Origin of the sequence: Vibrio sp. 10N.286.49.C3 (assembly GCF_041469545.1) — a bacterium.
Classification (GTDB): domain Bacteria; phylum Pseudomonadota; class Gammaproteobacteria; order Enterobacterales; family Vibrionaceae; genus Vibrio; species Vibrio tasmaniensis_A.
On sequence record NZ_JBFRKT010000014.1, the window covers coordinates 27,395 to 42,397 of the forward strand.

Genomic DNA, 15,003 nt, shown 5'->3' on the forward strand with positions numbered 1-15,003 from the left:
GACAAGCCTTTTCGGGCCTATCAGCGTAATTCTTTACTAGTTTTTGCTACGCATCACTATTTTTTCACGTCAAACTCGACCCCTGACGGATCTCGTTCTAGCGCGACTTTAAGTACTTCATCAATCCACTGGACTGGGATCACTTGTAAGTCAGCAATAACATTGTCTGGAATCTCTTCCAAATCACGCTCATTGTCTTTTGGAATCAAGACCGTTTTGATGCCACCACGGTGTGCAGCAAGCAGTTTTTCTTTCAAGCCACCGATAGGTAAAACTTCACCACGTAGGGTAATTTCACCTGTCATACCCACTTCCGCTTTCACAGGGTTACCCGTTAAGCTAGAAACAAGTGCAGTACACATTGCGATACCCGCACTTGGGCCATCTTTTGGTGTTGCACCTTCAGGTACGTGAACGTGAATATCACGCTTCTCGTAGAAATCTGAATTAATACCCAGATTTTCCGCACGAGAACGAACCACCGTCATTGCCGCTTGAATCGATTCTTTCATCACATCGCCAAGAGAACCGGTTTGCGTTAGCTTACCTTTGCCTGGCATTGATTCAGTTTCGATAGTCAGCAGATCGCCGCCAACTTGAGTCCACGCTAAACCAGTCACTTGACCGATACGGTTGCTCTCATCCGCCTTGCCGAAGTCATGACGTTGAACACCCAAGTACTCTTTCAGGTTATCAATGTTAACCGTTACAGACTTAAGGCTGCTGTCTAGCAGGATGTTCTTAACTGCTTTACGACAGATCTTAGAGATTTCACGCTCTAGGTTACGCACACCCGCTTCACGCGTGTAATAACGAATAATGCCGACAATTGCAGAATCTTCGATATTAATCTCGTGAGGCTTAAGACCGTTACGTTGAACCTGCTTGTCCAGTAAGTGGCTCTTAGCAATATTCAGCTTTTCGTCTTCTGTGTAACCCGACAGACGAATCACTTCCATACGGTCCAGTAGCGGGCCAGGAATGTCCATTGAGTTAGACGTTGCAACAAACATCACATCTGACAGATCGTAATCAACTTCTAAGTAGTGATCGTTGAATGCAACGTTTTGCTCTGGATCGAGCACTTCAAGAAGCGCTGAAGATGGGTCACCACGCATATCAGACGACATCTTATCGATTTCATCTAATAGGAACAGTGGGTTCTTAACACCAACTTTAGACATCTTCTGGATCAGTTTACCCGGAAGTGAGCCGATGTAAGTACGACGGTGACCGCGGATTTCCGCTTCATCACGTACGCCACCTAGAGCCATACGAGTGTACTTACGACCCGTTGCAGCGGCAATCGAGCGACCTAGTGAGGTCTTACCTACACCAGGAGGACCAACAAGACAAAGGATTGGACCTTTTAGCTTGTTAATTCGGTTTTGTACTGCCAAATATTCAAGGATACGTTCTTTAACACGCTCTAAGCCGTAGTGGTCTTCATTCAAGACCTCTTCCGCTTTCGCTAAATTCTTCTTAACTTTTGAACGCTTAGCCCAAGGAACACCAACCATCCAATCAATGTAGCTACGTACTACTGTTGCTTCAGCAGACATTGGCGACATCATTTTCAGTTTTTGCAGTTCTTGCTCGGTTTTTTCACGAGCTTCTTGAGGCATTTTTGAATCTTCGATCTTCTTCTTCAGAGTCTCGAATTCATCAGGTGCGTCATCCATCTCGCCCAGTTCTTTCTGAATCGCTTTCATTTGCTCATTCAGGTAGTACTCGCGCTGAGATTTTTCCATCTGCTTCTTAACGCGGCCACGAATGCGTTTTTCAACTTGCAGGATGTCAATTTCTGACTCCATTTGGCCCATTAAGAATTCCAGACGTTCAGTCACATCTGCAATTTCTAGAACGTGCTGCTTATCTACCAACTTAAGTGGCATGTGCGCTGCAATCGTATCGGCTAGGCGTGCAGCCTCATCAATACCGTTCAGAGACGTTAGAACTTCTGGTGGGATTTTTTTGTTTAGCTTAATAAAGCCTTCGAATTGGTTGATCGCGCTGCGAACAACCACTTCTTGTTCTTTTTCGTCAAGTTCTGAGGTTACAACGTATTCGGCATCCGCTAGGAAAAATTCACTTTCTTTAAATTGGTGAATTTTTGCACGCTGCTGACCTTCAACAAGTACTTTTACAGTACCGTCAGGGAGCTTAAGTAACTGAAGAATGGTAGCAACGGTACCTACATTAAATAGGTCTTCGATTGAAGGCTCATCAGTGTCCGCTTCTTTCTGCGCTACAAGTAGTACTTGTTTGTTAGCTTCCATTGCCGATTCAAGGCAAGTAATCGATTTTTCACGACCGACAAACAATGGAATAACCATGTGTGGGTAAACCACTACATCACGTAGAGGTAGCACGGGGATTTCGATACGCTCGGAACGTTCCAAGTTCATATATTTCTCTCTTCCGCTTTAACTTATAAAGCAGTATATGGGGCTTAAACGACTGGATTCAATGGAAGAATAAAAAAAAGGAGGTAATTGCTTACCTCCTTTTTCAATTTGAGTGACTTGTCTAAAAAAGACCTACTCTGCAACCGCGGCTTGGTTATCTGAGTTGCTGTAAATCAATAGTGGTTCTGACTCACCATTAATTACCGACTCATCAATCACAACCTTGCTTACATCTGTCGAAGATGGCAGTTCGTACATAGTTTCTAGTAGAACACCCTCCAAGATAGAACGCAGACCACGAGCACCCGTTTTACGTTCCATTGCTTTCTTAGCAATCGCACGTAGAGCATCTTCGCGGAATTCTAATTCAGTATCTTCGATTTCAAACAATGCTGCGTACTGCTTAGTAAGCGCATTCTTCGGTTCACAAAGAATTTGAACTAGAGCTTCTTCGTCAAGTTCTGTCAATGTCGTTGTCACGGGTAGACGACCAATGAATTCCGGAATTAGACCGTACTTCACCAAATCTTCAGGCTCAACTTGAGTGAACAGTTCACCCACAGTTTTTGCTTCGTCTTTTGAACGCACTTCTGCGCCAAAACCAATGCTCGAACCTTTTTCTACACGTTGTTCAATCACTTTATCTAGGCCAGAGAATGCTCCGCCACAAATAAATAGGATCTTAGACGTGTCCACTTGCAAGAACTCTTGCTGTGGATGCTTACGACCACCTTGAGGTGGAACTGAAGCAACTGTACCTTCAACAAGTTTTAGTAGAGCTTGCTGTACACCTTCACCAGACACGTCACGCGTGATTGATGGGTTTTCAGCTTTACGAGAAATCTTGTCGATTTCATCGATGTAAACAATGCCACGTTCCGCTTTCGCTACGTCATAATCACATTTCTGAAGCAACTTCTGGATGATGTTTTCAACATCTTCGCCCACGTAACCAGCTTCGGTTAGTGTTGTTGCATCTGCCATTGTGAATGGAACGTCTAGGAAACGAGCCAGTGTTTCAGCCAGTAGCGTTTTACCACTACCAGTTGGACCGATAAGAAGAATGTTACTCTTACCTAGCTCTACGCCTTCAGCTGTCGTGTCACCATTACGCAAACGCTTGTAGTGGTTGTATACCGCAACTGCTAGCACTTTCTTCGCGTATTCTTGACCGATTACATAGTCGTCAAGATGCTCACGAATCTCACGCGGCGTTGGCAGCGATTCCGATTCTTTCTTAGGAAGAACATCTTTAATTTCTTCACGAATAATGTCGTTACAAAGATCGACACATTCATCACAAATGTAAACAGAAGGACCTGCGATTAACTTGCGAACTTCGTGTTGGCTTTTGCCACAGAAAGAGCAGTAAAGCAGTTTACCGCTACCACCCTCTTTGCTTTTATCTGTCATTCGCTAACCTCTTAGCCTTTACTCTCTATGCTTGAGTGTATATCAATTTGAATCACTTTGCGTTAAACAATTGCCGTGCAATTATTGACCGCGGTGATTAAGAACTGAATCCACTAAGCCGTATTCTACTGCTTGATCAGCAGACATGAAATTGTCACGATCTGTATCACGCTCAACAACTTCTAAAGGCTGACCTGTATGCTCTGCCAATAGTTTGTTTAGCTTTTGCTTGATCGTTAGGATCTCTTGCGCGTGAATTTGAATATCAGACGCTTGGCCTTGGAAGCCGCCAAGTGGCTGGTGAATCATTACACGTGAGTTTGGAAGCACGTGACGCTTACCTGGAGTACCACCCGCTAGTAAGAATGCACCCATAGAGCAAGCTTGACCCATACATACTGTGCTCACGTTTGGCTTGATGAACTGCATTGTGTCGTAGATAGACATGCCCGCTGTTACGCTACCGCCAGGTGAGTTGATGTAAAGATAGATATCTTTGTCTGGGTTTTCTGATTCCAAGAAAAGCAGTTGAGCCACGACAAGATTTGCCATGTGGTCTTCCACTTGACCTGTTAAGAAAATGATACGTTCTTTTAATAGACGAGAATAAATATCGTAAGAACGTTCACCACGGGAAGTCTGTTCAACCACCATAGGAACTAGTGCGTCCATAATCGATGGCATTGTGTTTTTTTCTTGGTAGCTCATATTCTTATGTCCCTAAAATAAATGGCCCGAATGATTAAATCATACGGACCATTGTTAGCAGAATTGTTGACCGTACGTCAACCTTCTACGTCAGATATTACTATATTAAGCAGGTTGCTGATTCATTAGCTCGTTGAAGCTAACTTCTTTATCAGAAACTTGAGCTTTAGCGATGATTGCATCAATAGCTTGCTCTTCTAGAGCAACATTGCGCATGTTGTTCATCATTTGCTCGTTTTGCTCGTAGTAAGCAATAACTTCAGTTGGATCTTCGTATGCTGTAGCCATCTCTTGGATGATAGCTTTAACTTTTTCGTCGTCAGCTTTTAGTTCTTCAGTCTTGATTACTTCACCAAGAAGAAGACCTACAACTACGCGACGTTTAGCTTGCTCTTCGAACAGTTCACGTGGAAGTTGGTCAGCAGCTTCAGTGTTGCCACCAAAACGTTGAGCAGCTTGTTGACGAAGAACACCGATCTCTTGATCGATAAGAGCAGAAGGTACGTCGATGTTGTTTTCGTTAACTAGACCGTCGATTGCTTGCTCTTTGATGCGGTTCTTAACAGCTTGCTTAAGCTCACGCTCCATGTTCTTACGAACTTCAGCTTTAAGACCTTCAACACCGTCAGCAGCGCCAAACTTAGAAACGAATTCTTCGTTTAGTTCTGGAAGTTCACGAGCTTCAACTTTGTTGATCTTGATTGCGAACTTAGCAGCTTTACCTTTTAGGTTTTCTGCGTGGTAATCTTCTGGGAAGTTTACTTCGATTTCAAATTCCATACCTGTTGTTTTACCAACGATACCGTCTTCAAAACCAGGGATCATGCGACCAGCACCCATCTCTAGTGGGAAGTTCTCAGCTTTGCCGCCTTCGAACTCTTCACCGTCGATAGAACCAACGAAGTCGATAGTTGCACGAGAACCAGCGTCAGCTGCAGTTTCAACTTCAGTCCAAGTTGCTTGTTGCTTACGTAGAGTTTCGATCATCTCTTCAACGTCAGCTTCTTTAACTTCTACTGCTGGTTTCTCAACAGTGATGTTTTCTAGACCTTTCAGCTCAACTTCTGGGTAAACTTCAAAAGTTGCGTTGAATACTAGGTCAGCGCCTGCGTTGTTTTCAACTGGTGCGAAAGTAGGTGCGCCAGCTGGGTTGATTTTCTCTTTAACGATCGCTTCGATGAAGTGACGTTGCATTACTTCGCCCATCACGTCTTGACGTACTGCTTGGCCGTACATTTTAGCAACCATCTTCATTGGCACTTTGCCTTTACGGAAACCATCGAAACGACGGTTTTTCGCGATGTTGCGTAGTTCAGCTGTAACTGCATCTTCGATGTTAGCAGCAGGAACAGTAATATTAAGACGGCGCTCTAGGCCTTCTAGCGTTTCAACAGTAACTTGCATTATATAAACCTCAAAACTGGCTCAGTAATCTGAGCATATGAGCCGTAACTTAGCTTTTATTCAAAGCCGACGTTGTTAGCTTCATTCTTGTGTAGTGCTCTATCCGAACACCTAATTTAAAATCGAGCATTGATGTCTGAATTGATTATTCAACCAAACACCAGACTAATCAGCGATATCTTCGTTCTTCACGCGTCGATTAAAACGCAATAAAGCTTGTTTTCAGAAACAAGAAAGGTATCTCCGATTAGCCTCAGGACAGAAATTTTAGACGCGACATTCTAGCGATCTGTTTAATCTCTGTCGAGCCGTTCACCTCTGCTTGATGATGAATGCTCTAAATTCGTCCAACTAAATGATACAAAAACGATCAAATCATCACTTAGCACATCAGAAATGGGGACAATAGCGACTTTTTCAAGGGAATGGAGGGCTTTTTTTGCTAAAAACCTTAAAAAGAGATCTTGCTCTTGTTTTACCCCTCAGAGTCGATAACTTTTTCAACAATCTCCATTACAAGGCCTTAACCTATTCTGATCTGCTAACTCTTAAATTTCCGTAAAAAAACTATTGTCTACGGTCATAAACCAGAGAATGCAGGCTTGTTGATTTTGCCCAGATTTAGCGGAGATCCACCATGTTTCAAGCTTTAAGAGTGCCTGTTTTATTGTTGATCACTTATAGCTTGTTGATGATTGTCGGTGGCCACTGGGTATGGAACACCAGCCATCAAAGTTTGTTAAATGATCATCAATCCAAACTCGACCGCTTTTCGGTCCATATTTCAAGCCAACTCGACAAATTCGCGCACATTCCAGAGCTCTTATCAAAAGACAAAGAGTTGATTGATGCCCTGCATTCACCCAGTAACTCTGCTCAAATTGAACTCACCAATCGCTACCTACGCCATGTAAACACTGTCATTCAAGCATCAGACACGTATTTACTCGACAGCATCGGCACCACGATTGCGGCCAGTAATTGGAATCAACAGCGTTCTTTTGTTGGACGTAACTTTGCTTTTCGCCCCTATTTCCAACAGGCCATTCTTGGTCATGAAAACCAATACTTTGCGTTAGGTTCGACCTCAGGAAAACGCGGCTATTACTATTCCTACCCTGTATCCTATGCCGCTGAAATTATTGGCGTTATTGTCGTAAAGATGGATTTATCGCTGATTGAAGCCAGTTGGAAGGGTAAGCAGAGCTTTTTTGTTGCTGACGATAAAGACCAAATTGTTTTTATGTCGAGCAATCCTGAATGGCTGTTCAAAAGCCTCCAACCTTTGGGCGAAGAGCAACGATCTCGTATTAGAGAAAGCCAACAATATCTAGATACCAATATCGAGAGCCTCCATTTCTCCGGCGATTTAGAAAGCGCCACCAGCAGCATTAAGTCGTCTCATCCATTGGTAAAGGAACAGTTCTTTACCTCTTCACGCTTCCTGTCCGACCCTAGATTAACCGTCAGAGTGTTCTCTCCAACTCACCTAGTCTGGTGGGATTTGATCGCCTACCTCGTGGTGTTGAGCTTAGTATTCGCCATTATTTATCTGGCGATACAACTCAACACACATCGTCAACAAAGGCGTGCGCAGATCGACAGATTGCAGTCTGAAGCGAACCAGAAACTTGAATTTCAAGTGCTCGAAAGAACTTCTGAGCTTCATATAGAGATCAAGCAACGTATCGAAACAGAGCGCGTACTCAGACAAACCCAAGATGAACTCATACAAGCCGCAAAATTGGCCGTTCTGGGGCAGATGTCAGCAAGCATCAGTCATGAGCTGAACAACCCGTTAGCGGCTATTCGTAGTTATGCAGACAATGGTCGACTGTTTCTCGCCAAAGAAAAGACCGACCGTGTTGATGACAACTTATCGCGGATTTCAGCGCTCACCGATCGAATGGCTAAAATCAGTCACCAACTTCGCTCCTTTGCTAAGAAATCGACCGCGGAAGAACTACATACATTACAAATTTTACCGGTTCTTCATTCCTCAAAAGAACTGATGAAGCCTCAACTCAAGAGCGAGAGGGTAAAAATTAATGAGTTACCCGATGCTTTTGATGTTCGTGTGGTCGCCAATGCTATCCAACTGGAACAAGTCGTTATTAACTTGCTGACCAATGCCATTCAAGCAATGGATCAACAAGAAGACAAGCAATTGTCCATCTTGTTGGAGATACGACCACCAAGCACAGACACAACGAGTACACTGCTTATTCATATCGATGACAATGGCCCGGGGTTTTCCTCACCTTCGAACGGCGATTTTTTCGAACCTTTCCATACCACGAAGAAGAATGGGCTTGGGTTAGGCCTGTCGATCTCTCAACAAATAATCAGCGGAATTAACGGAAAGCTTATTACAGGTACCAGCCCTCAAGGTGGTGCTCGATTTAGTATCGAGTTACCTATCGTTCCAACAAAAGAATCAGATTAGTCGCCAAGCAAACCAGTACACCTTCACCAATAATAAAAATAAAAGATTAAAGGAATAACTATGTGTCACGTCTATTTCATTGATGATGAATCCGATTTAAGAATGGCTATCGAGCAGAGTTTTGAGCTTGCTGATATTGATGCTGAATTCTTTCCCGATGCAGAATCCGCCTTGCTCGCTATCCAAGCGGATGGTCTTCCCCATGTCATCATCACTGACATTTGCTTACCGGGTATATCAGGGCATGATCTACTCAATACCCTGATGCACAAAGATAAAGAACTTCCCGTCATTATGATCACAGGCCACGGTGACATCTCCATGGCAGTGCAAGCCATCCAAGACGGTGCCTATGATTTCATTGAAAAGCCGTTCGCCAATGAGCGCTTAATCGAAACAACTAAACGTGCGATAGACAAACGTCAACTCACCCTTGAGAACCTTGAATTAAAGCGCTCGCTCAAGGCCAGTAAAACACTTGGACCAAGAATCATTGGTGACACACAATCCATGACTGAGCTGCGTTCTATCATCACTCATGTGGCAGACACTAACGCTGACATTTTACTCTTTGGTGAAACTGGCACAGGCAAAGAACTGGTCGCACGTTCCCTGCATGAACAAAGCAGCCGACGAGAACAAAACTTCGTCGCCGTCAATTGCGGTGCGGTTCCAGAGAACCTGATTGAAAGCGAACTCTATGGACATGAGAAAGGCGCGTTTACTGGCGCAGAAAGCAAACGTGTCGGTAAATTTGAATTTGCTCAAGGCGGAACCCTATTCTTAGATGAAATTGAATCCATGCCAATGCAAGCACAAATACGCCTACTGCGTGTATTGCAGGAACGCGTGATTGAGAGAGTTGGATCCAATAGCTTGGTGCCTCTCGATATTCGTGTGATTGCCGCCACCAAAATCGATCTAAAGAAAGCCGCTGAAGAAGGGACGTTTCGACAAGACCTCTATTACCGACTCAATGTCGTCACCTTGGATTTACCGCCGTTAAGAAGCCGCCAAGAAGACATCCCTGCACTATTTCACCACTTCTTACTTGTTGCAGCAGCTCGCTATGGGAAAACAGCCCCTGCGCTTCCACAAAAGCAGCTACATGAGCTTCTAGCCCATGATTGGCCGGGAAATGTACGTGAATTGCGTAATACTGCAGAACGTTTTGTGTTGTTAGGTAAGCTTTCTCACATGTCAGAAAACAGCACTGACACCGCACATGAAATGTCACTCACCGAGCTGGTCTCTGATTTTGAAAAAAATACCTTAAAGCAAGCACTTATTGAGTGTAACGGCAGCATAAAAGAGACAATGGAAAGGCTACAACTTCCCCGAAAAACACTCTACGACAAGATGCAAAAACACCAGCTCACGAAAGAGTCTTATAAGGTAGAACAAAACTAGATTAGATTTGGGAGCAAGATCACCTATACTTATTTTGATAACAGGATGTTATGCAATAAATGGGATAAGGAAATAGGTATGGGTGAGAAAACGAAAGTACCATCGATTACTGATACGTTTGAGATAGACGGTATCTACTACACCGATCAGCATGTCGACTTAAACACACCAGAATTAGAAGCGAAGCGAGCACTGTATGAGCAGATTAATCCTCATTCGAGTCGCGGTAGAAATATAGATGAGGAGGTCTAGTGACCTCCTCATTTTTTATTCCAATGAGACTTTTTCAATTCTAATCACATAGAACGAACCGCTATTTGGTTATGATCTCCGGTCCCATCAAGGTGGTTGGTAACCATGTTGATACCCAAGGCACATACGTTACGATAATTAAGAATAAGAACATCACGCCAACCCATGGCAGTGCGGCTTTTACTACGTTCATCATCGACATCTTCGCGACCCCTGCGGTCACAAACAAGTTGAGCCCCACAGGCGGTGTTATCATCCCTATCTCCATGTTCACCACCATCATGATACCAAGGTGAATTGGGTCGATGCCCAGTGCAATTGCAATTGGGAAAACCAACGGAGCAACGATGATCAGCAAACCTGATGGCTCCATGAACTGCCCACCAATCAAGAGTAGAACGTTCACCACAATCAAGAAGGTGATTGGACCTAAACCTGCAGACAACATCGATTCCGTGATCATCTGAGGAATACGTTCTTCTGTCAGTACATGTTTAAGAATCAGAGCATTGGCAATGATAAACAGCAGCATGATGGTCAGCTTACCCGCATCATAGAGCGTGTCTTTGGTGTCTTTATGGAAAAACGTTTGGAACACTTTCACCAAAGCAGGCTTTGTATTTTTCTTGTCCGCAAACGGCCCCATATCTTTGTAGATAAAGTTAGCAATGAAGAACGCGTAAACCGCTGCAACAGCCGCCGCTTCTGTCGGAGTAAAGATACCGCCGTAGATACCACCTAAAATGATAACAATCAGCAACAAGCCCCAGCTCGCATCCTTCGCGGCTGCGAACATCTCACCCCAGCCCACAAATGGCTGTGCAGGAATTTTCTTAATACGTGCTGCAATGTAGATAGCTATCATCAACATCACACCCGCCAACAGGCCAGGAATCACGCCGCCTAAGAACATACGACCCACAGATACATCCGTCGCCGCCGCGTAAACCACCATAACGATGGATGGTGGAATCAAGATACCCAACGTACCCGCGTTACAGATAACCCCTGCCGCGAACTCTTTTGTGTAGCCGTTTTTGATCATACCCGCGATAACAATACTACCGATTGCCACTACCGTTGCTGGAGACGACCCAGATAACGCTGCGAACATCATACACGCCACAACCGATGCCATTGCTAAACCGCCGCGGAACCAACCCACCATTGCAATAGCAAAACGGATAATACGTTTCGCCACACCACCAGTAGACATAAAGCTAGAGGCCAAGATAAAGAAAGGAATCGCTAAGAGAGTGTAGTGGCCTGCAAATGCATTAAACAGCGTTTGTGCAACGGATGCCAAAGAAGCATCTGAATGCATCAATAAGAATATGACGCTTGATAAACCGAGGGAAATCGCAATTGGCACACCGACCAACATGAAAGCAATTACCATTAAAAATAGAAATAACATTGCCATGATTAGTCTTCCTTACCGTTAGATTTTGTGCCCGACTCGTTCGCCTTGTTTGGCTTAGTCGAATCCAATACCGCTGTCGCGTCTTCATCAGAACCCGCTAAAACATCAGCTTTCAATGCGTCCAGCTCTTCTTCGGCTTCATGGCCTGCAATCATGCGGTCAAGTTTGCCCGTCGCCACTTGATAAGCGATTTGAATGAATCGGAACGTCAGCATTGCCATACCAATCGGCAGTGCCATGTAAGGAATAAAACGTGGCAATTTCTCGTATCGTTCGCCTTCATTCAGCCAGTCGGCAAGAAACTGAAGCATCTCTGGCATTGGAATATCATCGGTTTCATACCAAGCGCGCTCAGTCGCGAATGGGTACCAATAATTCCAAGAACCGATAAGAAGTAAGATTGAGAATGCTAGGCAGCTTGTGACGGCGATTAACGCATACACTTTACGTAGCTTTTCTGGGGCAAGGTTAATGATCACATCAACGCCAATGTGGAAGTGCTTTTTGACGCCATAAGATGCGCCTACTAACACCATCCAAGCGAACATGAACACGGTCAGTTCCAGTGCCCATAAGATGTTGTCGTTGAATGCGTATCGAAACACCACATTGGCAAAAGTAAGTAGCGTCATTGCGCCAAGGAAAAATGCGATTAATGACTCTTCAATCACATCCGTAACTCTTCCGACTTTGGAAAAAAGAGAGGTTTCCAGTGCTGATTCGCTAGAATTTGGTTGTTCCATTTGAGGATTATCCATAATTGACTCCGCTTATAGTTATTTTAATAAGGAGTGGCGAAATGTACGCCACTCCTTTAGCGGTGTTATTGGTTTGAAGCTAACGCTGCATCGATAAGATCTGAACCGATGTCTTTTTCAAACTTCTTCCATACTGGTTGAAGCGCAGTTACCCATGCTTCACGCTGTTCAGGCGTAAGCGTACGAACCTCACCACCCGCTTCGATGATGTTGTTTTTGTTCGCTAGGTTAACTTTTGAAGATTCTGCGTTACGAGTCTCAGACACTTCTTGAACGATTGTGCCAAGTTGCGTACGTACATCTTCAGGTAGGTCTTTCCAGAAGTCGTTCGACGTTACTACCAGGTAATCAAGGATGCCGTGGTTAGTTTCTGTCACGCCGTCTTGTACTTCAAAGAACTTCTTACCGTAGATATTTGACCATGTGTTCTCTTGGCCATCGATAACCTTAGTTTGTAGGCCACCGTATACTTCTTTGAAAGACATCTTCTGTGGGTTAGCACCCAGTTGTTCAAACTGAGCAACCAATACGTCTGATGCTTGAACACGGAATTTCAAACCTTCCGCGTCTTCAGGATTGATAAGAGGTTTGTTTGCTGACATCTGTTTCATGCCATTGTGCCAAAACGCTAGTCCTTGAAGGCCACGACGCTTCATCGCGTTCTTCAGCTTTTCGCCAGACTCTGAGTTTTGGAAACGGTCAACAGCTTCTACGTCTTCAAATAGGAAAGGAAGGTCAAAAATGCGGTATTTCTTAGTGAACTTCTCAAATTTAGACAGCGATGGTGCCGCCATTTGAACATCACCATTTAACAGGGCTTCCAGTACTTTATTATCATCGTAGAGTGTTGAGTTAGGGAAAACTTGCATACAAGCTTTGCCATTCATTTCCGTGTTTACTCGCTCTTCCAGTAAAGAAGCGGCAATGCCTTTCGGGTGCTTGTCGGTATTGGTTACATGACTGAATTTAATCACGATTTCACCTGGATCACAGTTTGCAGCAACATTAAAACTTGTGAGCGCCAGAGCAGATACAGACAGCAGGGTAAGAGGCTTAAACATTATTATTCTCCTTAGTAAACAAAGCAGCCCTTCAATGGGAACTGCGTGCTTTCACTAAGGCAATTAGCGCGCCACATTGACACAAGACATTAACAAACCTTTAACCACAAGGCTTCATCATAGTTGCCAACATGAGTCGTCCACTCTTTGCAAAATTTAATGGGTGGAAAATGACACATAGAATATTTATAAATGGGTGGGAGTTGACCAAAGCATCAGTGATAAATGAGGTCTGACCAAAAGCCCCTTTCACGATGATGCCTTGAAGTAATTTCTACCTATCCTGTAGAGTGCTGCACAACTTAGTCAGATTTACTGATCCACTATTTACCAAGAGTTGATATCAATGAGCCAGATCTACCACCACCCAGTACAAATTTACTATGAAGATACCGATCACTCAGGTGTGGTTTATCACCCTAACTTTCTTAAATACTTCGAGCGTGCGCGCGAGCATGTATTGGGTAGCGATAAACTGGCGACATTGTGGAATGAACATGGGTTAGGTTTTGCGGTATATAAAGCCAACATGACTTTTCAAGATGGGGTTGAGTTCGCTGAGATCTGCGACATCCGAACCTCTTTTGAACTTGATGGCAAATACAAAACGCTATGGCGACAAGAAGTGTGGCGTAAAGATGCCACTAAGCCTGCCGTGATTGGTGATATTGAAATGGTCTGTCTTGATAAAGACAAGCAACTGCAGCCAGTACCCGCTGAAGTATTAAAAGCGATGATTGGCGAAACGAGCTAATTTCGTCTCACCAAGCTAGTTTAAAAGAGGTGAGACGACGAAAAGGTTCTCATCTCTATCTGCATCATCTGCATCGGTAACAAATTTCCACCAAGCGTAACCGCAAAGCGATACTGCTCATCCAGCCGCCCTAAGCAACATTGCCAACTTGTAGAACTATCGGTTTGCTCAGTAACATCCAACCCAACTCCACTGTATATGCTGATTTCACCATGCAATCTAATTTCATCCTGCAAGTTTGGTTGAAAATCCGAAGAGTGAATTGGCAATGTTTGCTCCGTCAGATTGGAGAAATCGAACGAAAAGCTTCGCAATGATGTCGCTAGCCCCTTGCCCGTCGCTTTGATATACGACTCCTTCAGCGCCCAAAGATCGAAAAAGCGCTCTCTCTGTTTTTCTTTGTTGAGCTCAAGTAAATCCGTCAATTCCGTATCTGAAAAGTAGTGTTTCATAATCGAGTCGATATTGGTCGAGCTTCTGGCATGTTCAATATCGACGCCTAATTGAAGTGACTTCCCTTCTCTCTGACAAACTGCGATTAACAAATGTTCTTTGCTATGACTGATATTGAAATTCAGGCCGGTTTCTATTTGTTGTTTCTCAATTAATCTTGGCTTTCCTTTCTCACCATATTCAAAACGCCACTCTTCAGCCGACAAACAAGAGTAGAGAGATAAGATCGCTCTCAGATAATTTCGTACATACAAAGCTTGAGTCTGAGATGAAGGCATTCGATAGCGCTCAACTTTGGCAATCTCATCGGCTGTCAGTCTCTTTTTGAGCTGCGATACATTGTTTGGCTGGTCATTTAAATTACTCAGAGAACATAACCACAAATCAACAACGGAAGTTTTCATTTAACTCGAACTCACTTCTATAAATCACTCTTCAAAACACGATTGGAACAACCCAATCGAACAAATTTAACTCACCTATGAATTAAGTGGAACCTAGAGAATACGGGAG

At 44.0% G+C, this 15,003-nt stretch carries 12 protein-coding genes and 1 pseudogene; 4 read left to right on the forward strand and 9 right to left on the reverse strand.

Annotation, left to right across the window (positions count from 1 at the left end):
- Positions 1-56 precede the first annotated feature (56 nt).
- The 5 genes and pseudogenes from lon to AB4180_RS07675 all read right to left on the reverse strand — a co-directional run.
- Complete coding sequence (gene lon, locus AB4180_RS07655) at positions 57-2,408, reverse strand: endopeptidase La (RefSeq protein ID WP_017110085.1); 2,352 nt, start codon at positions 2,406-2,408, stop codon at positions 57-59.
- Between the two features lie 132 nt (positions 2,409-2,540).
- Positions 2,541-3,821, reverse strand: a complete 1,281-nt coding sequence (gene clpX / locus AB4180_RS07660) for an ATP-dependent protease ATP-binding subunit ClpX (protein WP_017110086.1) — start codon at positions 3,819-3,821, stop codon at positions 2,541-2,543.
- Between the two features lie 81 nt (positions 3,822-3,902).
- Positions 3,903-4,529 carry an ATP-dependent Clp endopeptidase proteolytic subunit ClpP gene (clpP, locus tag AB4180_RS07665; RefSeq protein WP_004736080.1) on the reverse strand — a complete coding sequence of 209 codons (627 nt, stop codon included), beginning with the start codon at positions 4,527-4,529 and terminating at the stop codon, positions 3,903-3,905.
- Between the two features lie 105 nt (positions 4,530-4,634).
- Positions 4,635-5,933 carry a trigger factor gene (gene tig, locus AB4180_RS07670; protein ID WP_017110087.1) on the reverse strand — a complete coding sequence of 433 codons (1,299 nt, stop codon included), beginning with the start codon at positions 5,931-5,933 and terminating at the stop codon, positions 4,635-4,637.
- 293 nt (positions 5,934-6,226) lie between these two features.
- Positions 6,227-6,409: pseudogene (locus tag AB4180_RS07675) on the reverse strand (hypothetical protein); the annotation flags it as partial.
- A gap of 161 nt (positions 6,410-6,570) precedes the next feature.
- Between AB4180_RS07675 and AB4180_RS07680 the strand changes: the two are divergent.
- The 3 genes from AB4180_RS07680 (at position 6,571) to AB4180_RS07690 (ending at position 10,041) form a co-directional block, all read left to right on the forward strand.
- Complete coding sequence (locus tag AB4180_RS07680) at positions 6,571-8,379, forward strand: ATP-binding protein (protein WP_102249865.1); 1,809 nt, start codon at positions 6,571-6,573, stop codon at positions 8,377-8,379.
- A 60-nt stretch (positions 8,380-8,439) separates the two neighbouring features.
- Positions 8,440-9,789, forward strand: coding sequence for a sigma-54 dependent transcriptional regulator (locus tag AB4180_RS07685; RefSeq protein WP_102249866.1), 1,350 nt, complete (start codon positions 8,440-8,442; stop codon positions 9,787-9,789).
- 78 nt (positions 9,790-9,867) lie between these two features.
- Positions 9,868-10,041, forward strand: coding sequence for a hypothetical protein (locus AB4180_RS07690; RefSeq protein ID WP_170960631.1), 174 nt, complete (start codon positions 9,868-9,870; stop codon positions 10,039-10,041).
- 61 nt (positions 10,042-10,102) lie between these two features.
- On the opposite strand, the gene AB4180_RS07695 is transcribed toward AB4180_RS07690, so the two are convergent.
- The 3 genes from AB4180_RS07695 to AB4180_RS07705 form a co-directional block, all read right to left on the reverse strand.
- Positions 10,103-11,464, reverse strand: coding sequence for a TRAP transporter large permease (locus tag AB4180_RS07695; protein ID WP_004736074.1), 1,362 nt, complete (start codon positions 11,462-11,464; stop codon positions 10,103-10,105).
- Between the two features lie 2 nt (positions 11,465-11,466).
- Entirely contained in the window at positions 11,467-12,222 is a 756-nt protein-coding gene (locus tag AB4180_RS07700) for a TRAP transporter small permease (protein ID WP_102249867.1), read from the reverse strand.
- Positions 12,223-12,287: 65 nt separating this feature from the next.
- On the reverse strand, positions 12,288-13,283 hold the full coding sequence (locus AB4180_RS07705; protein WP_102249868.1) for a TRAP transporter substrate-binding protein: 996 nt from the start codon (positions 13,281-13,283) through the stop codon (positions 12,288-12,290).
- A 346-nt stretch (positions 13,284-13,629) separates the two neighbouring features.
- Between AB4180_RS07705 and AB4180_RS07710 the strand changes: the two genes are divergently transcribed.
- Entirely contained in the window at positions 13,630-14,037 is a 408-nt protein-coding gene (locus AB4180_RS07710; RefSeq protein ID WP_102249869.1) for a thioesterase family protein, read from the forward strand.
- A gap of 20 nt (positions 14,038-14,057) precedes the next feature.
- Here the strand turns inward: AB4180_RS07710 and AB4180_RS07715 are convergent, their stop codons facing one another.
- Positions 14,058-14,894 (reverse strand): 4'-phosphopantetheinyl transferase superfamily protein, encoded by an 837-nt coding sequence (locus AB4180_RS07715; protein ID WP_102249870.1) that lies wholly within the window; start codon positions 14,892-14,894, stop codon positions 14,058-14,060.
- Positions 14,895-15,003: the final 109 nt, after the last annotated feature.

Excerpts from the sequence above, each read along its gene's own strand:
- lon (WP_017110085.1), bottom strand. The coding sequence starts at position 2,408 with ATGAACTTGGAACGTTCCGAGCGTATCGAAATCCCCGTGCTACCTCTA.
- clpX (WP_017110086.1), bottom strand. The coding sequence starts at position 3,821 with ATGACAGATAAAAGCAAAGAGGGTGGTAGCGGTAAACTGCTTTACTGC.
- clpP (WP_004736080.1), bottom strand. The coding sequence starts at position 4,529 with ATGAGCTACCAAGAAAAAAACACAATGCCATCGATTATGGACGCACTA.
- tig (WP_017110087.1), bottom strand. The coding sequence starts at position 5,933 with ATGCAAGTTACTGTTGAAACGCTAGAAGGCCTAGAGCGCCGTCTTAAT.
- AB4180_RS07680 (WP_102249865.1), top strand. The coding sequence starts at position 6,571 with ATGTTTCAAGCTTTAAGAGTGCCTGTTTTATTGTTGATCACTTATAGC.
- AB4180_RS07685 (WP_102249866.1), top strand. The coding sequence starts at position 8,440 with ATGTGTCACGTCTATTTCATTGATGATGAATCCGATTTAAGAATGGCT.
- AB4180_RS07690 (WP_170960631.1), top strand. The coding sequence starts at position 9,868 with ATGGGTGAGAAAACGAAAGTACCATCGATTACTGATACGTTTGAGATA.
- AB4180_RS07695 (WP_004736074.1), bottom strand. The coding sequence starts at position 11,464 with ATGGCAATGTTATTTCTATTTTTAATGGTAATTGCTTTCATGTTGGTC.
- AB4180_RS07700 (WP_102249867.1), bottom strand. The coding sequence starts at position 12,222 with ATGGATAATCCTCAAATGGAACAACCAAATTCTAGCGAATCAGCACTG.
- AB4180_RS07705 (WP_102249868.1), bottom strand. The coding sequence starts at position 13,283 with ATGTTTAAGCCTCTTACCCTGCTGTCTGTATCTGCTCTGGCGCTCACA.
- AB4180_RS07710 (WP_102249869.1), top strand. The coding sequence starts at position 13,630 with ATGAGCCAGATCTACCACCACCCAGTACAAATTTACTATGAAGATACC.
- AB4180_RS07715 (WP_102249870.1), bottom strand. The coding sequence starts at position 14,894 with ATGAAAACTTCCGTTGTTGATTTGTGGTTATGTTCTCTGAGTAATTTA.